Here is a 17,427-nt window from a genome sequence, read left to right on the forward strand (position 1 = left end):
GTTAAATTTTACCTGTGGCCAGGAACTTATCCCAGTTTTCGAGCATATTGCCTTTCATTACCCGGGGAAACTTATTTTGGCTACCCAGCTTACCTCTTAGTTCCATGAATTTAAGAAATTTTTCTTCGGGTAAAATTTCGATAAAAATATCACTCAGGGCGCTGGTTCTTTCTGTTGCATAGTCATCATTGATGGCTTTCAGCGTATCATCAATGAATTTCAGCAATTCAGCTGAATCTACATTGTCATCGGTAGCTATATACCATTTGTGAGCAAAGTAATTCTTGTAAGGGAAACCGGTTACAGTATACTCGGGAATACTGATATTGAAGTGATTGTTGGCCTTTTCTATGGCACAATTCATATTATCCACACTTAAATGCTCTCCTACCAGGCTTAAAAAATGCTTGGTGCGACCCGTTATTACCACTTCACATTTTTCTACATTCAAAAACCGGATAGTGTCTCCTATAAGGTATCTCCATGAGCCGGCGTTGGTATTGAGCAGAATCGCGTAATCTTTACCATATTCTACCTCATCAATAAGTAGCGCCTCTGCATCTGGTTTTACATTTCCATCGGCGTCAAAATTGTTACTGTCGAAAGGAACAAATTCAAAAAAGATATTATTATTGGTAATGAGTTGCATACCCAGCGCATGCTCCTTCATTTTGTAGCCGATAAACCCTTCGCTTGATAAATAATTTTCGATGTACACTATTGGCTTACCCAATAGCTTTTCAAACGACTTCTTGTAGGGTTGAAAAGAAACACCGCCATGTACGAAGACTCCGAAATTGGGCCAAATCTCATGGATATTATTGACTTTGTACTTCTCAATGATCATTTCCATACACATCTGGCACCAGGCAGGAACGCCAACTATATAGCCGATATCCCATTCCCTTGCATGCTCTACTATTTCTTTGAGTTTTTCATTCCAGTCTTTTAGCGCGGCGATACGTCCGCCCGGCTTATAAAAGGTTTGGAACCAGAAGGGTCGCTTTTTAGCCAGGATACCGCTTAGGTCGCCCGCGTACCAGCCGATATCGCTTTTTTGAAGATCAGTTGTGCCTCCAATCATTAGGAAACTTTTCCTCAGTGCTTTTTTATTGGCTTCCTGGTAAGAAAATACGCTAATCAGTTGCCTGATATAATTAATGGTATTACTGCGTAACAGATCTTTGGTAACCGGTATATATTTGCTGGCCGCCTCGGACGTTCCTGAGCTTAGCGCAAAGTATTCAATTTTTCCCGGCCAGGTTATATCCGGAACACCATCCAACGTTCTCGCCCACCAGTCGTTGTAAATCTTATTGTAGTCGTGAATAGGAACTGATTGTTGAAAGGACTTTTCAACATTTTTGCTTAACAAAACCTGGTCAAAATTATATTTTTGGCCAAATTCTGTAAATCTTGCCTTTTTCAGCAGCTTTTTAAGCACTTTACGCTGTTGCTTCCGGGCGTCGGAGGTAGGAAGCCCCAGGGCCCTGGCAATCGCTTTCGGTATTTTAAAATCAATTATTGAAGCCATAAAACTACTACCTTGTGGGTGCAGCAAAGTTGCAAGATACGATTTTGTGAAAAATGGGTTTTTCTGGTCGTTTTTATGCGATCCGGAACTCCCCTGAAGGAGATGGCAGCTTAGGTTTATACAAACAACCTTACAATCTCCTCCTTTCAACATTGCGTTGCAAACAAATATAATGATTGCACCCTAAAAGCGGGGATATACTTTGCTTAGGGCTAGGTTCTGTTGGCTGTATAATGGTTTTTAAGCAGGGTAGATAAAATGAAGCTGGGGAATTGACAAGGTCTGTTAGCGGAGACAGGCGCATTTAAATAAATATATGCTTTCTGGCTAACTGCCTCCCTTTTCAATAAAGAATCAACATAGAGAGCACCAGTAACACAAAGAGAACAAATATACCGGTTAAAAAAGAGACACCCAGAACAACCAAAAGCCTATCCTTTTTAGCTTCGGTTGCTTTTCCTTTGTTCTGCTTCAGGCTTTTTAATGCCTCCTGCAATTTCTTAGGTGTTTGCTCATTGGTAAGAAAACTGATCATTGTGCGGTTCATTGCTTTGGATTTAGACGAAAGCTGATATTAATCCCAAAGAAAGCAAAAAACCAAAGGCAGGGAAAGGGGATTTTTCCCGTATTTTAATAACCCTCCCGTAGCGCTTTCCTATCTTTGCTGTATGTTAAAAACCGTTTTACACGAAGCCATTATGGCCGGAGGCGAGCAGGTATCCAGGTATTTTAATCAGACCTTCGAAATAAAGTACAAGGAAGGACGCAATAATCTGGTTACAGCCGCGGACCACGCATCAGAAAAAGCCATCCTTGAAGTGATACAAAAGGCTTACCCCGACCACTATATCCTTACAGAGGAAACAGGAGAACTTCCGCAAAACTCAGACTACAAGTGGATCATCGACCCTATTGATGGCACGATCAATTTTGCGCATGGCATTCCGCTTAACTGCATATCGATTGGGGTAGAGTTTAAAGGCGAAATGATCCTGGGCATGGTTTACAATCCCCATATGAACGAATTATTTTTTGCGGAAAAGGGCGAGGGCGCTACCCTGAACGGGCAGGCCATTAAAGTTAGCGCCGAAACGGATGTAATGAAAAGCTGTTTGGTTACAGGCTTTCCTTATACATATATACAGCAAAACAATGGGCCAATTGAAGTGTTTGAACGATTTGTGAGAGAAGGAGTTCCGGTTCGCCGGCTGGGTGCTGCCGCTATTGACCTCTGTTGGGTGGCTGCCGGGCGCCTGGATGGTTTTTATGAGCATAAATTACAACCCTGGGATAGCGCCGCCGGCTTTTTGATTGTTGAAGAAGCGGGAGGAAAAGTTACTGATTTTGAGGGCAACCGATATAGCCCTTATGAGCAGCGTATTGTATCTACCAATGGACTGATACATGAGCAATTGCTGGACGTGATTCATGGAGTGAAGTAAGTGTACGATGTACGGGGTGTACGGTGTACAAAATGTCCTGTGCGACGATAGGTGATATACACAAGATCATACATGTCTACTTTTTGCTAATGAAAAACACAGTATATGGATGCTGAAGAGCTGAAGCTGAGAACCAAACAGTTTGCAATAGATGTTGCAAGGTTAAACCAATCCCTGACGGAAAACAGGGTAAACAATGCCTATTGTAATCAAATAGTTCGGTCAGCAAGCTCCACAGGAGCCAACTACAGAGCAGCCCGAAGGGCTAAAATCAAAGGCAGATCATATCAATAAATTAAAAATTGTAGAAGAGGAGCCGGATGAAAGCTTGTTTTTTCTCGAATTGCTTTTATCATTTAATCCGGGATTTTGAAGAAAAAATAAATAATCTATATAAAGAGAGAGAAACTTTATTAAGAATCATTGTGGCAACACTCATTACATTAAGAAACAATTAAAAAATAAACGGACCGCGTCTATCGTACTCCGTACATTAAACATTAAAATGTCAGAACGCACAGAAATATCCGATTTGGGAGAGTTTGGTTTGATAGAACATCTTACCAGGAATGTTGAACTTCAAAATGCATCATCTCTCCTGGGTGTGGGCGATGATGCGGCCGTAATAGATCATTTTGGCAAGCAAACCGTGGTTACCACCGATCTGCTGCTGGAAGGAGTGCATTTTGATTTAATGTATACGCCCCTGAAACACCTGGGCTATAAAAGCGTCATTGTAAATCTTAGCGATGTATACGCCATGAATGCTACGCCTACTCAAATAACCATAAGCCTGGGATTAAGCAACCGCATCAGCCTCGAAGCGCTGGATGAGTTTTATGAAGGCGTTTATGCCGCCTGTAGTCATTATGGGGTAGACCTGGTAGGAGGCGATACCACCACCTCCCAGAAAGGTTTTGTTATTTCAGTAACAGCCATCGGAGAAGTAATCCCCGATCGATTTGTAAAACGTAGTACTGCTCAAAAAGGCGACCTGCTTTGCGTAAGCGGAGACCTGGGTGCGGCCTACATCGGTTTACTTTTCCTGGAAAGAGAAAAGAAGATCTTCTTGGAAAGCCCGGGCGTACAGCCCGACCTGGAGGGAGAGACCTATGTTGTGGGCCGTTTACTGAAGCCGGAAGCAAGGAAAGATATTATTGATTTTTTTGCAGAGCAGGAAATACAACCTACATCCATGATGGACGTCAGCGATGGACTGAGTTCTGAAATCCTGCACATCTGTAAGCAAAGCAACCTTGGCTGTGTATTATATGAAGACAAAATACCGGTAGCTGAAGAGTCGCGGCTGGCCGCATTTAAATTTGAGATTGATCCCACCACCTGTGCATTAAGCGGCGGTGAAGATTATGAGCTGCTGTTTACGGTATCTCAAAATGATTATGAAAAAATTTCGGCCAATGCCAATATCAGCGTCATTGGTTACATGACAGAAGTGGGAGAGGGAAGCACCATCATCACCAAAGGAGGCGGCAGGCATGCTATTACTGCGCAGGGATGGAACCCATTGAAGTAAGCTATAATGATGTTTCCGGCAGTAGTGCATAACCCATCAGTTTTGCGTCGCACACTTGTGCTACGGAATATACCTCTTCTTTGCTTTTCAGTAACCATCCTGTTAATAATATCATCCTGCAGCGGTACGCGCAAAGCATTTAATCCCAATAAAAAGTTCCCTGCACAGCAGTTGCAAGAGGACTATCAGCTATTTCAAACAATACTGGAGCAAAAACATCCCAGCCTGTACTGGTACAGCACGCAACATCAAATGGACAGCGCTTTTAATGCAGGTGGCCTTTTATTAAAAGATAGCATGACGGAATACGAATTCAGAAGGGTGCTCGCTTTGGTTGTCAGCAATATTCAGTGCGGTCATACATCTGTCAGAGCCTCCAGAAGCTACCAGAAATATTTTGATACGTTATCCATCAAACGCAGCTTCCCACTTCATATTAAAACCTGGAGCGACAGTATTGTGTTAACGGCTCCTGTTAAAAATACACCATTGGTACGTGGTGATATTATTGATGCTATCAACGGCGTATCAACCAAACAGGTTCTTGATACTTTGCTCCGCTTTATTCCCGCAGACGGTAATAATATGGTTGCAAAGAGCCAGCTGCTGAGTGGTACCAGCTATTTCGCCTCATTATATACCGGTGTTTTTGGCTGGCCCAAAACATTTCATATTGCCTACAAGGACAGCCTGAACAGGGAACAGAGCACGGTTATACAGCCGGTTGTTGTCCCCAAAGACAGCACCTCTAAAGGAAGGAAGAAGCCTGCAGCCAAAGACAAGAAGTCAAAAACCAACAAGCTGAAAGAGCAGCGCCATCTGTGGCTTTCTGCTAGGGAGGGGTATGCAGTTATGGAGTTAAATACCTTTTCAGGCAGCCCTGGCTTAAAGCGGTTTTTCAGGAACTCATTCAGAATGCTGGCGGATTCGGGGATCAACAACCTGGTCATAGACCTGAGATTAAATGGTGGCGGAAGGATTACGAACTCAACTTCATTAACACGCTACCTGGCAAACCAGCCCTTCAAAACCGGCGACTCCATTTATGCCAAAAAGCCCTCCTTTAAGTATGGCCGGTTTATCAAAAACAATTTCATTGAAACCGTTTTTACGCTGGTCTCTACGAGAAAAAAAAACGACCAATATCATTTTAACCATTTTGAAAAAAGGTACTACAACCCCAATAGAAGAAATCATTACAATGGTCATATTTATATTTTAACCGGCGGCTATACTTACTCAGCCAGTGTTTTGGTTGTAAATGCCCTTCGCCAACAGCCCAATGTAACCATTGTTGGTGAGCCATCGGGGGGAGCGGCCTACGGTAATACGGCAATGGTCATTCCGGACGTTACATTACCCCATACTAAAGTTCGCTTCAGGTTACCTTTATTCAGGCTGGTAATTGATAAAGAGCTACCCAAAAACGGGAAGGGAGTTAAGCCGGATGTATATGTAAGCGCAACACCCGAAAGCATACGAAAAGGTGTTGATACGAAGATGGCCAAAGTATTAGAGTTGATACGATAATCATTCAATCAGCCTTCTACACTTAATATCAGAAAATTTTAAACTCGTCCGCATCTTCCCAGAAGGGAAAACGGTTGCGAACTTCATTGAGGTGATTTTTATCAAGTGTAATGGTAAAGACGTCCTCCTCATCTTTTTTATGATACAATACTTCGCCCAACGGATCAACCACCATGCTGTCTCCGCTATGATAAATATCATTGCCATCGGTTCCTACGCGATTAACCCCTACCACGTAGCATTGGTTCTCGATAGCGCGGGCCTGTAATAATGTCTTCCAGGCATTACTTCTCCTCTCAGGCCAGTTGGCTACATAAATCAATACATCATATAAGCCACGCCAGTTTTCGCCGGCAGTGGGCGGTACCTGCCTGGCCCATACAGGAAAACGCAGGTCATAACATACCTGTAAATTGATCTTCCAGTCTTTCACCGAAGCAATAAGGCGCTTTTCTCCCGCGGTATAATGATCATGCTCATGGGCATAGGCAAATAAATGGCGTTTATTATAAACACCAAACTGGCCATTAGGCAGCATCCACACCAAACGGTTAAAATAGGTCTCGTCCCCATTATTGCCAACCTCTTTGATAATAAGGCTACCTGTAATTATTTTACGTTGTTCAGCAGATACACGCTTCATCCATTCTATTGAAGGTCCTTCCATGGTCTCAGCGAGCAGTTCCGGCTTCATGCTAAAACCTGTGGAGAACATTTCAGGCAACACCACGATCTCTGTTTTACCAGGAATACTTTTTATTTTTTCTTCCAGTAATTGAAGATTAACGGCTTTATCTTCCCAAACCAACTGCGTTTGTACCAGTGTGATCGTTAGGGCGTCTTTCATCTTAATCGTTTGAAGCTTTAAATAATGGTTGGATCAAATGAGATTCGAACCCTTTCTGCAAAAGGTAGTCCGTTGCTTTTTTCATTTTAGCAAAACGGTTGGAAGTGCCTTTCAGGCTCTCCCATTTCCGGCTAAACAGCTTTTGGAGCGTCTGTTCATAATCATCTTCATCAATTTCCTTCAAACCAGCTTTGATACAATACGGGCTTACACCTTTCTGTTTCAGGGCTTGTATAATTTTGTTCTTACCCCACTGTTTGGTTCTGAAATGCCCGCCGGCAAATGATTTGGCAAAGCGCTCTTCGTTTAAATAGTTCTCTTCAATAAGTGTAGCAATAATTTCATCATGCTCTTTTCTCCAAACACCCAAGTCATACAATTTATTGACCACATCGCTATGGCAACGTTCGGCATAAGCACAATAATGCCTCAGCTTTTGTAAAGCCTGGTCTTTCGTCAAATGCTGCTTTGATATTGGTGGCTTTTCGTCCATCACCCCATCTTAAACCTCTTCCAGCCTGGCGATACAGCCAAACTCATCTTTTAAATAGTCATCATAATGGTCTGCCTGTTCAAACAGATTTTTGAACTCAGCTACGCCTGTTTCCTTAGTCATATCCAGGTCGTAAATCAACCGGCTCAATACGATATTATTTTTAACACAACTCAAAACAAGACCACTTGGCTTGTTATTTTCCTGCAGCAAAAACTGGTACAGGGGTTTTATCTTCTGTGCATCCAAGGGCATCTGGCACAGGTAGGCGTCGCCCGCCACAAAATAGTTTTCGGGGTTATAGCTGATTTTAACCTTGGCTGATCCTGCTTTCACACTCCACATATTAGCTCCGTCCCTGGCCAGCCGCACATCTTTTCCTAACTCTTTCAAAATATCTTCAATCAGTTTGGCCACGCCCATTAACTCTACCTCTTTTTCAGGAAGCTGCGGCAATTTTACCTCCGATCCGCAACTCGGGCAGTATTTATTATTGTCGATCGTTTCGGCCGTTACCAGGTAATCGCAGTTAGAGCATCTTGTTGCTGCGTTACCCACATGCGGCAGGTACAGATCCAGCGCCTCTTTTAACGTGCTCACCGGTAATGCAAAGCCCAGGTTATCACCACCTTTAATAATAAAGGAGTTCACGCCAATTACTTCGCCGGCATAGTTCACCAAAGGTCCACCGCTGTTGCCCGGGTTGATAGCCGCATCGATTTGTATGTATTTCTCTCCATCACGAATGCGGTCTACCTTTGATATGACCCCCTGTGTAGCAGAATAATTCAAACCATAGGGATGGCCTATAGCGATGACATGATCCCCATCCTTCATTGCCTCGTAATCACCTAAAACAATTTCGGGTAAATCGGCTGCCGAAGGCGGCTCCAGGAAGGCCAGATCATGCTGGCTGTCGGTATACCATACTCTCGACAAAGCCTTCTCAAAGGTTTTACCGGCAATGGTTACTTCGGGATTGTTCGCTACCACATGGTTGTTAGTAACAATCAGTCCATAATTCTTTAAATAAAAACCGGTACCGGTACCCGATTGGGTGGCTATTTGTATAATAGCGTTTTGATAGGTGTTTATAATTTCTTTTGAATTCATTGTCCATTCCAGGTTTAATATTCGGCCTTTGCCCTCATTCGACATTCACTATTTCACTACTCCTATTCATTATTTATCACTCATTATTCAGGTTTAACAGCTCTATCTGGTTGGTAAAGCTTTGATTGAACCTAAGCAAACTGTTATAAGCAATTTGATCGGTATTAAAATTCATCAATGGGTATTTCTGTCTCCACTGATTTTGAATCTGCCTGATCCTGCCCGCGATCACATCCTGTTCAAATTTATTGGCCACCGGCATATAAAGCGGTTGCGTGTATCCCAGGGCCTTAAAGTACTCGGGATAATTCACCTGCATCAATATTTCGATCAACTGGCTAATTGGCTTGGGTAGGCTATAAGAATACTGGCAATAAGTCAGTCCGTATTCTATGATCTTATTGGCAAAGTACTCGTGACTATTATCCCTGTACCATAGCATGTTTTGATTTGCCTCGTTGATAGCATCGGCTATCGTTTTATGAGGCTGAGGGGTTACAATTGAAAAAGTATACCTTGAACGGAACAGGTTTTTGAAAACTTCTTCCTTTGGTTTATCCCGCAACTTTTTAAACTCTTCGATCATATCCCGGTTCTTTTCCACCATTTGCCGGTCATCTTTTTTAAAGTAGATGCCTGATATTTTTTCCAGATCGTTCAATAACTGGCCTTCGGGGGCAATCAAAAAATCGATGCGATATACCAACGCCAGCAGCAAATAGCAGATACCGCCTGAAAATTTGTCGGCGTCAACCGTTGCGATCTTATCCAGCGTTTCGGTGATCCATGTTTGCATGGCTTCATGCTTAACCTGCTTTTCGGAATCCGGAATTTCATAAATATGCTCCTGGTCTAGTCTTTCCAAAAACGAAAAATCCTGTACCAGCAAATCGTCCTGTTTATCACTTTTGATAGCGAGCTCTTTCAGCCCGTAATACAGTTTACTCGGATTAGCCGTTTCCATATTTGTATCGAACCGCATACACAGCTCATTTTCACGGAGTGCATAGCGACTATAATAGAGCGCGAAATTCATTTCCAGCAGGCGGCGCATTACCGGTACCGAGGGCTGGGCCATTTTAGCCAGTTTTACTTCAGCAGATAACAATCCATTTTCAATACGCCCTCTTACCACCTTCGATCCCTGGTAAAACTCGAAGCTAAACCGCTCATTATCACCTGAAAAGTTTACATTTTTTTGCTCATCGTCTTTTAAATAATCAAAAAAAGCATTAATGGACTCCATATATTTCTTGTCCTTAAACAGGTTATCGGCTTCCGTCCACCGGCTTCCTTTTGCTACGGTTTTGTTATTATCAGAATAGCGCCCAAAAGGAATACGCACCGCTTCAGCGGCCGGATCACTTTTTCCTTTTATAAGGCTGATTAGCTTGTTAAACATGCTGTCCTTTTTTAATAGAGTGGGGGAAGATACAAAACCTTTTGAGAACGGATTCATATACAAAAATCTTAAATCCGGGTTGGGGTAAACCCATCTTTACCGGCGATAAGCTGTTGAGGCCTCCCACCCTGTGCAACAATATGAGTGGGATCTAAAGTCAAAAAAAAGTCTCAAATCCGGGTAGCGGCAGGAGGCAAACAGCTTCCTTCCTAAATAATAAGAGGTAAAATGTGGTATTATTATAAATAAATTATATTGCGTTCATTCATTTTTATAGTAGCTTCGCTGCACCCAAAAAACGGATAGAACAATAAAATTTTTAAACGGATGAAATGAGCTGTAAAAATTCCTCTTTTTTAGAGGGATGATTATTGGCGAATTCGATCTGGCCACTAAAAAAGATATAAAAACAGACAGATGAAATTTATAGCATCATCGAACGCTTTGCTTAAACAACTGCAGAACCTTTCGGGCGTTATTAACGCCAATACCGTATTGCCTATATTGGAGGACTTTCTTTTTGAAATTGAAGCGAACAAGCTGACTATTGTAGCAACGGATCTGGAAACGGTGATGAGAACGGAGATGGAGATTGAAGCAAAGGATAACGGTCGTGTTTGTATCCCGGGTAAAATCCTGATCGATTCATTAAAAAATATACCAGATCAGCCACTTACTTTTAATATCGATAAAAATTTCAGTGTTGAAATTACCAGCGATAGCGGTAAGTATAAAGTAATGGGCGAAAACCCTGATAATTTCCCCAAAGAGCCGGCAGCAGATGACACTACATCATTTACGATGACCTCTTCGGCCCTGGTAACCGCTATTAATAAAACCCTGTTTGCAACCAGTACAGATGACCTGCGCCCGGCTATGACAGGTGTTTTCTTTGAATTGGATAAGAATGGTATTCAGTTTGTTGCTACTGACGCACACCGATTGGTACGTTACAAGCGTAAGGATGCCCAGGCAACGGGGGGTGATAATTTTATTGTTCCCCGTAAACCGCTGAACCTGTTAAAGTCTGCATTGCCTGATAATGATGATATTATCACTTTAAATTATAATACCAACCACTTTTTCGTAACGCATGGCACCACGCGCTTAAGCTGTCGTTTAATTGATGCCCGCTTCCCCGATTATAAAGTGGTGATTCCTACTGAAAACCCATATCGGCTTACTGTAATCCGCACAGAATTTTTAGGAGCGCTCCGTCGTGTAAGTGTATTTAGTAATAAGAGCACTTACCAGGTGGCATTAACCATCAGCGGCAGCGAATTACAATTAGCGGCGCAGGATGTGGATTTCAGCTTTGAGGGTAATGAGCGTATGAAATGCCAGTATAATGGCGAAGACCTGCAAATTGCCTTTAATGCTAAGTTTTTAATTGAAATGCTGAACAGCACGCATAGCGAAGAAGTATACCTCGAACTGAGCACACCAACCAAGGCAGGACTGATTAAACCAGTTGAGCAGGATGAAAGTGAAGAGCTGTTGATGTTGGTAATGCCTTTGATGCTGAATCAATAGATTTTATCTATAATGGCATCGATTTTGCCTATAAGGGGTTTCCGGGTATAAAACGGCGTAATCGTTCCATTATTATGACAGCAACTTTTCAAAAATTCCGTGCAAGTAAACTCCTTTCTTTAAAAGGTAAGGAATGTTATATATTATATAACAAATGGTATTTGTTAGCGGGCCTTGTTATATGTTTATCAGCATGTAATTCTTCGGGCAAAGTCAATAGTACCGCTGCAAAACCTAAAACGGAAGCTAAAGTGATCCTTCCAACGCAGCAGGTTGCAACGCCGGCTGATATTAATCATGTGTACGATTACGAGAACATATTCGCACCCGGCGAAGAGAAAAAGCTGGACTCTCTGGCCAGGGTATTCGAGAAAAGCAACCTGATCCCAATCAGGATTACCACCGTAAACGATCCGGGAATAACAACCGATAACTTTGACCAACGTAATAAGCTGCTGCTGGATGAGTGGTCGGGCATGCATGGCAAAAGCGACCGGTGTATGTCTGTAAGCATCAGCAGGCAATTACGACGTATCAGGATTGATTACGGTCCATTTGTATTGCGGCTGCTTAGTGACGATGAAACCAAAACTATAGTGGAAAATCAGTTTAAACCTTCTTTTAAGCAGGACCAGTTTTACCTGGGCACATGGAACGGCTTAAATGCCCTTATGGATACCATCCGCAAGAACATTAAGTTTTAGAATATCTTGGGTTTAAGTAATTAAGAGCTGTGGAACGGCTCAATATTTGCATTGGAGCATTGCTGATAGTTTTTAACCCTCTAAACTATTTTATGACCCAACGCGCCCTCAACACCCGCTTGTCCTTTTGGGCATACTTCCTTTTTACGCTTCAGGCTTTTTCACAAACTCCCGACATTGGCTACCAGGCAGTAATTTCAGGCAATGGCCTGGCAGCACCCATTGACATTGTAAATGCCGGTGATGGTACCAACCGGCTATTTGTTGTACAGCGCAGCGGTACGATCCGCGTATATGATGATAATCTCGCTTATATCCAGGACTTCCTTACGGTTAGTGATGTTGGTACCGCAGGGGAGGGTGGCTTGCTCAGCCTGGCATTCCATCCTGATTATGCAACCAATGGCTTCCTGTTTGTTTACTATACCCGTCCCGACTTCAGCCTGGAAGTGGCCCGTTACACCGTAAATAGCGGCAATGGTAACGGCGCTAACCCCGCTTCAAAGCAAATTGTTATCAATATCCCTCATCCCGGTGAGGATAATCATAACGGAGGAAAGATACTTTTTGGTCCTGATGGATACCTGTACCTGGCTACCGGAGATGGTGGTGGCGGCGGCGACCCGTCCAATAATGCCCAGAATGGAAATAGCCTGCTCGGTAAAATGCTTCGCATCAATGTCAATACGCTTCCCTATACCCTTCCCCCTGATAATCCTTATGTAGCAGACGCCAATGTAAGAGATGAGATCTGGGCCCTAGGCCTTAGAAACCCTTTCAGATGGAGTTTTGACCGGGCTAACGGAGATATGTGGATTGCCGATGTAGGGCAGGGCGCCCAGGAAGAGATCAATTACGTGCCTGGCCCTAATACAGGAAGTGTTAATTACGGGTGGAGATGCTATGAAGGTTCATTACCTTATAATACTTCAGGGTGTTTGCCGCAGTCAAGTTATGTAAGCCCCATTTACACTTACGGCCGCGATAATACCACAGGGGGTCAATCCGTAACCGGAGGTTTTGTATACCGGGGCTCGGAATTCTCCTCCCTAACGGGGTATTATATTTTTGCTGATTTCCTGTCTGGTAACCAGTGGGTGATCACGCCCGACAGAACGCAGATGCTTCAATTACCGGATGCCGGCTTTCCAACGGGTATTGTAGCTTTCGGCGAAGCCGAGAACGGAACGCTTTATGCCGCCTCATTGTCTGGTAATGCGATTTATAAGGTGTTGGATAATGCTGCATTGCCGGTGACATTTGGAACGATTAAAGCCACCCGAAGAAAAGCCAACTTATATATCAACTGGACAACTGAAGCGGAAAACAATAATAGCCATTTTGATATTGAAGGATCGGTTGATGGTAAAACCTTTGCAGCAATTAAAACGGTGGAGACCAAAGCCATCGACGGGTATAGCAGCAGCACTATAAATTATGAACTAACGATCGGTAGAGACAACCTGGGTATGATGCTGGGTATTTCCTTATTAGCGGTATTGACTTTTGGCGGGTTCAGGTCTGCTAAAAAGCGGGAACAGGCATCGCTGATAGTATTAGCCATTCTGATTATTGTCAGCGCCTGCAATAAAAGTGATGTAGCAAAAGATCCTGAAGATGAGACCTTATTTATACGCATCGCCCAGGTTGATAAGGATGGGGCCAAACGGTATTCGCAAACCGTGCAGGTTGTAAATGAAAAGTAATGTTCTAAGTCTGATAAACCTATACGCATTTTTTTCAAAAGCTGTAATCCCTTAGGGCATTGCAGCTTTTTCCTTTTTCCTTTTCCTTTATAATTCATACCCCTTCTTTAAAAAATACACCTACCTTCGCGCCGCATTGGTTTAATACGCCTTCCGGGCGCTATTGATTAAAAGGGAATCAGGTGCAAATCCTGAACAGTCCCGCTACTGTAAGTTCTAAAAAGACATTTTGACAAATCTTAGCCACTGTTCTGAAAACCGTTCGGAACGGGAAGGCTGCTCAAAATGAGAACAAGTCAGGAGACCTGCCAAAGCAGACAGATGTTAAGCTTTCGTGGACTGAAGCTTGAACGCAAATGCTTTTATAGCAACATATTTGTTTTCAGTTGTTCGCAAAGCTGTTTGATTCATTTAATCAAATAGTTAATGCAGTATGTTTTAAAAGCCCTGGCAGGCTTATGTTTATTGCTGTTTATGATACTAAGCCCTCACCCCGTTGGCGCACAATGGCGTGATACCATTATTACCCGGGAGTTAGAGGAAGTGCAGGTGAGCGGCAGCAAAAAGAGGTCTTTGGTCGCATCGGTCTCGCCAGTTCAGGTACTATCAGGCAATGCATTGCAGCGGTTAAACAGTTTTTCTATCGCAGATGCGATCCGCTACTTTTCGGGTGTGCAATTAAAGGACTATGGCGGCATTGGCGGATTAAAGACCGTAAATGTGCGAGGCATGGGAACACAACATGTGGGTGTATTTTATGATGGAATGCAACTGGGCAACGCGCAAAACGGCATCGTCGATCTTGGGAAGTTTTCCCTTGACAATATTGAGGAAGTATCGTTACACAATAGTCAAAACCCGGACATCTTTCAATCTGCCAAAAGCTTTGGCGCTGCATCATCCATTTATATAAAAGCCCTGCCACCCACCTTTAAGGACAGCCAATCATACCAGGTAAAGGCTGCGTTTAAAACGGGTTCATTCGGGCTTATCAATCCTTCTATACACTGGCAACAAAAACTGGCCGACAATATAGCAACGACAATCAGTGCAGAGCTTATCAATGCACATGGCCGGTATAAAACCCGCTATAAAAAATGGGCTTACGACACCACCATTGTTCGGCAAAATGCCGGCGTTGCCTCTCAAAGAGTAGAGTTGGCGGTTCAGGATATTAATAAAGACAGCGCCACTCACTGGAAAATACAAGGGTACTTTTATAACTCAGAGCGAGGCTTACCCGGAGCCATTGTGGCAGAACGTTTTTACAATTCGCAACGGCTATGGGATCGAAACTTCTTCACACAGGGCTCTTTGCAGCACCGGTTTTCGCCGCGCTACAGGCTGCTGCTTCAATTTAAATATGCAAATGATCTTACCCGCTATTTAGATACTACCATCAAAAAGATAGGCGGCGCCCCATTACATAATACTTACAAACAACAGGAATATTACACTTCTTTGGTAAATGAATTTGAACTCAAAAAATGGTGGACGTTTTCATTGGCGGCAGACTGGACCCTACACCAGATGCAATCCAATTTAGATGATTTCGCTTATCCTACGCGTCAAACAAAATTAGTGGCTGTTGCAACAGAACTATCCTGGGAACCTGTGACTATATCCGGAAATTTACTAGGCAGCTTTATCAATGAAAAAGTAAAGCAAGGCAAAGCCGCTGACGACAAACAGGAATTGACGCCGGCAATCAACCTTTCCTGGATGCCCTGGGAAGCCATTCCCCTTAATTTTCGCTCCTTTTATAAACGCATTTTCAGAATGCCCACATTCAATGATTTATACTACACCATTGTTGGCTCCGCTACGTTAAAACCCGAGTACTCAAACCAGTATAATATTGGCGCCCAGTACAACAAATACTTCTCACCAATAAAGCTGGACTTCAACGTGCAGGCAGATGTTTACATCAATAAAGTCCAGGATAAAATTATTGCTATCCCTGCTAATAATTTATTCCGGTGGAGCATGATCAACCTGGGTGCTGTCGAAATAAAAGGGTTAGATGTTCATGCATCCTATTTCCTTACACTAAAGGAAAAAATTGTATTAAATGGCACGCTCAATTATTCCTACCAGGAGGCGGTTAATAAAACCACAGGGCAGCGATCTTACGGCAACCTGATCCCTTATGCTCCTAGACATAGTGGCTCGGCAACCTTGCAAGTGTTTTACCGGAACTGGGGTGTCAATTATAGTTTTATTTATACAGGCGAGCGATATATGCTACCCGAAAATGATCCGCAAAACTATCTGATGCCCTGGTACACACATGACCTGTCACTTACAAAAAAACTGGTTCTAGGAAAAACAGCTCTTGTTGTAGCTGCAGAGGTTAACAATCTTTTTAATCAATACTATGATGTGGTTATCAACTATCCCATGCCGGGCCGCAATTACTTAATAAAGCTTTCTTTCAATTTATAAACATCCCTGATGAATCAAAAACAAATCTATGTTCTGTTTTTCTTTTCTGCTGTACTGATCCTGCTTGGATCATGCAGGAAAGATCATGAGTATACGCCACCGCCACAGTCGACCGAAGCCGACTCCACCAGTACCGGTTTCTATCTTTTGAACGAGGGAGGTTGGGGTTACAACAATTCAACACTCGATTATTTCGATGTACATAACGGCGTTTATACACGCGATGTTTTTACCAAGGACAATCCTGATGCGGTACTGGGCCTGGGCGACACCGGTAACGATATTGCCGTGTATGGAAGCAAGCTATATGTGGTTATGAACTGGTCGAAAAAGGTAGAGATCCTGGATGCCTCAACCGGCAAACGGGTTAAGATCCTGACCGATAATACCCATAAGGCCATTGAGAACGCACGCTACATAACCTTTGCGAACGGCTTTGCTTACCTGAGCTCTTACACCACATCCGAAAAAGGAATGGTACTGGAAATAGATACCGCAACCCTGAGTATCAAAAGAGCGGTTGAAGTGGGCCGCCAGCCGGATGAGCTGGAGGTAGTAGGTAATAAGCTATACGTAGCTAACAGCGGGGGGTACAGCCAATCAAACCTCGAGAATTATGTTTCAGTTGTAGACCTCAATTCCTTTACGGTTACAAAAGCAATAACCGTAGCACCCAATTTAAGAAGGATAAAAAAAGACAGTAAAGGCAATTTGTATATATGCCCCTGGGGCACTACCAATAAACTGTATGTAGTAGATACGAAAACGGATCAGCTGTCAGATTCCATAAATGTGAAAGTGGATGACTTTGCCATCAAGAACGATACGGCTTATGTATATGGAGCTGATTATGGAACAAAGAACCACTCATATTCTAAAATTGATCTTAAAACAAAAACGGTGTTACCCGGCTCCTTCATTACTGATGGAACTAAAATAGAAATCCCCTATGGCATTGCTGTTGATCCCAACAATGGTAACATTTATATAGCTGATGCAAGAGACTATGTAGAAGCCGGCGACCTGTTTTGCTTTGATGCGAAGGGGCGATTAAAAAACACGATTAAGAAGACCGGTATTATACCAGGACATATGGGCTTCTTTAACAGGCTGAAATAATTACAATATTTAAACACAAAAAAAT

15 protein-coding genes and 1 riboswitch are annotated in these 17,427 nt (G+C 43.0%); of the genes, 9 read left to right on the top strand and 6 right to left on the bottom strand.

Going from position 1 to position 17,427, the window contains the following annotated elements; translation table 11 throughout:
* Window position 1 precedes the first annotated feature (1 nt).
* Together U0035_RS13080 and U0035_RS13085 are read right to left on the bottom strand one after the other, a co-directional pair.
* Window positions 2-1,534 (bottom strand): GH3 family acyl-acid amido synthetase, encoded by a 1,533-nt coding sequence (locus U0035_RS13080; RefSeq protein ID WP_114790496.1) that lies wholly within the window; start codon window positions 1,532-1,534, stop codon window positions 2-4.
* Between the two features lie 343 nt (window positions 1,535-1,877).
* Entirely contained in the window at window positions 1,878-2,081 is a 204-nt protein-coding gene (locus tag U0035_RS13085; RefSeq protein ID WP_114790221.1) for a hypothetical protein, read from the bottom strand.
* Window positions 2,082-2,202: 121 nt separating this feature from the next.
* Here U0035_RS13085 and U0035_RS13090 point away from each other — a divergent pair, with 121 nt between their 5' ends.
* From U0035_RS13090 to U0035_RS13100, 4 genes are all read left to right on the top strand, one after another.
* Window positions 2,203-2,976: an inositol monophosphatase family protein gene (locus U0035_RS13090; protein WP_114790222.1), complete on the top strand. Its 774-nt coding sequence runs from the start codon at window positions 2,203-2,205 to the stop codon at window positions 2,974-2,976.
* Between the two features lie 105 nt (window positions 2,977-3,081).
* Window positions 3,082-3,270, top strand: a complete 189-nt coding sequence (locus U0035_RS22985) for a four helix bundle protein (RefSeq protein WP_211316381.1) — start codon at window positions 3,082-3,084, stop codon at window positions 3,268-3,270.
* 211 nt (window positions 3,271-3,481) lie between these two features.
* Window positions 3,482-4,510, top strand: a complete 1,029-nt coding sequence (thiL, locus tag U0035_RS13095) for a thiamine-phosphate kinase (RefSeq protein WP_114790223.1) — start codon at window positions 3,482-3,484, stop codon at window positions 4,508-4,510.
* A gap of 42 nt (window positions 4,511-4,552) precedes the next feature.
* On the top strand, window positions 4,553-6,040 hold the full coding sequence (locus U0035_RS13100; protein WP_327138691.1) for a S41 family peptidase: 1,488 nt from the start codon (window positions 4,553-4,555) through the stop codon (window positions 6,038-6,040).
* 28 nt (window positions 6,041-6,068) lie between these two features.
* Here the strand turns inward: U0035_RS13100 and U0035_RS13105 are convergent, their stop codons facing one another.
* The 4 genes from U0035_RS13105 to U0035_RS13120 form a co-directional block, all read right to left on the bottom strand.
* Window positions 6,069-6,887 (bottom strand): nitrilase family protein, encoded by an 819-nt coding sequence (locus U0035_RS13105; RefSeq protein WP_114790225.1) that lies wholly within the window; start codon window positions 6,885-6,887, stop codon window positions 6,069-6,071.
* Window position 6,888: 1 nt separating this feature from the next.
* The gene (locus tag U0035_RS13110; protein ID WP_114790226.1) at window positions 6,889-7,380 is read right to left on the bottom strand and encodes a regulatory protein RecX; all 492 of its coding nucleotides are present in this window, start codon (window positions 7,378-7,380) and stop codon (window positions 6,889-6,891) included.
* Between the two features lie 9 nt (window positions 7,381-7,389).
* The gene (locus U0035_RS13115; protein WP_114790497.1) at window positions 7,390-8,493 is read right to left on the bottom strand and encodes a trypsin-like peptidase domain-containing protein; all 1,104 of its coding nucleotides are present in this window, start codon (window positions 8,491-8,493) and stop codon (window positions 7,390-7,392) included.
* Between the two features lie 76 nt (window positions 8,494-8,569).
* Entirely contained in the window at window positions 8,570-9,895 is a 1,326-nt protein-coding gene (locus U0035_RS13120) for a type III secretion system chaperone family protein (protein WP_114790227.1), read from the bottom strand.
* 417 nt (window positions 9,896-10,312) lie between these two features.
* Here U0035_RS13120 and dnaN point away from each other — a divergent pair, with 417 nt between their 5' ends.
* The 5 genes from dnaN (at window position 10,313) to U0035_RS13145 (ending at window position 17,402) form a co-directional block, all read left to right on the top strand.
* Window positions 10,313-11,428: a DNA polymerase III subunit beta gene (gene dnaN, locus U0035_RS13125; RefSeq protein ID WP_114790228.1), complete on the top strand. Its 1,116-nt coding sequence runs from the start codon at window positions 10,313-10,315 to the stop codon at window positions 11,426-11,428.
* Window positions 11,429-11,679: 251 nt separating this feature from the next.
* A complete protein-coding gene (locus U0035_RS13130) occupies window positions 11,680-12,132 on the top strand; it encodes a TPM domain-containing protein (RefSeq protein ID WP_162817803.1) in 453 nt (150 codons plus the stop codon).
* Window positions 12,133-12,224: 92 nt separating this feature from the next.
* Window positions 12,225-13,838 (top strand): PQQ-dependent sugar dehydrogenase, encoded by a 1,614-nt coding sequence (locus U0035_RS13135; RefSeq protein ID WP_114790230.1) that lies wholly within the window; start codon window positions 12,225-12,227, stop codon window positions 13,836-13,838.
* 120 nt (window positions 13,839-13,958) lie between these two features.
* A riboswitch (cobalamin riboswitch) is annotated at window positions 13,959-14,165 on the top strand.
* 99 nt (window positions 14,166-14,264) lie between these two features.
* A complete protein-coding gene (locus tag U0035_RS13140) occupies window positions 14,265-16,283 on the top strand; it encodes a TonB-dependent receptor plug domain-containing protein (protein WP_114790231.1) in 2,019 nt (672 codons plus the stop codon).
* 9 nt (window positions 16,284-16,292) lie between these two features.
* Window positions 16,293-17,402 carry a YncE family protein gene (locus U0035_RS13145; RefSeq protein WP_114790232.1) on the top strand — a complete coding sequence of 370 codons (1,110 nt, stop codon included), beginning with the start codon at window positions 16,293-16,295 and terminating at the stop codon, window positions 17,400-17,402.
* The last annotated feature ends 25 nt before the right edge of the window (window positions 17,403-17,427 follow it).

Source organism: Niabella yanshanensis (assembly GCF_034424215.1).
Classification (GTDB): domain Bacteria; phylum Bacteroidota; class Bacteroidia; order Chitinophagales; family Chitinophagaceae; genus Niabella; species Niabella yanshanensis.

Coding starts and splice junctions, on each gene's coding strand:
- U0035_RS13140 (WP_114790231.1), top strand. CDS start 14,265: ATGCAGTATGTTTTAAAAGCCCTGGCAGGCTTATGTTTATTGCTGTTT.
- U0035_RS13115 (WP_114790497.1), bottom strand. CDS start 8,493: ATGAATTCAAAAGAAATTATAAACACCTATCAAAACGCTATTATACAA.
- U0035_RS13145 (WP_114790232.1), top strand. CDS start 16,293: ATGAATCAAAAACAAATCTATGTTCTGTTTTTCTTTTCTGCTGTACTG.
- U0035_RS13110 (WP_114790226.1), bottom strand. CDS start 7,380: ATGGACGAAAAGCCACCAATATCAAAGCAGCATTTGACGAAAGACCAG.
- U0035_RS13105 (WP_114790225.1), bottom strand. CDS start 6,887: ATGAAAGACGCCCTAACGATCACACTGGTACAAACGCAGTTGGTTTGG.
- thiL (WP_114790223.1), top strand. CDS start 3,482: ATGTCAGAACGCACAGAAATATCCGATTTGGGAGAGTTTGGTTTGATA.
- U0035_RS22985 (WP_211316381.1), top strand. CDS start 3,082: ATGGATGCTGAAGAGCTGAAGCTGAGAACCAAACAGTTTGCAATAGAT.
- U0035_RS13090 (WP_114790222.1), top strand. CDS start 2,203: ATGTTAAAAACCGTTTTACACGAAGCCATTATGGCCGGAGGCGAGCAG.
- U0035_RS13135 (WP_114790230.1), top strand. CDS start 12,225: ATGACCCAACGCGCCCTCAACACCCGCTTGTCCTTTTGGGCATACTTC.
- U0035_RS13120 (WP_114790227.1), bottom strand. CDS start 9,895: ATGTTTAACAAGCTAATCAGCCTTATAAAAGGAAAAAGTGATCCGGCC.
- dnaN (WP_114790228.1), top strand. CDS start 10,313: ATGAAATTTATAGCATCATCGAACGCTTTGCTTAAACAACTGCAGAAC.
- U0035_RS13085 (WP_114790221.1), bottom strand. CDS start 2,081: ATGAACCGCACAATGATCAGTTTTCTTACCAATGAGCAAACACCTAAG.
- U0035_RS13080 (WP_114790496.1), bottom strand. CDS start 1,534: ATGGCTTCAATAATTGATTTTAAAATACCGAAAGCGATTGCCAGGGCC.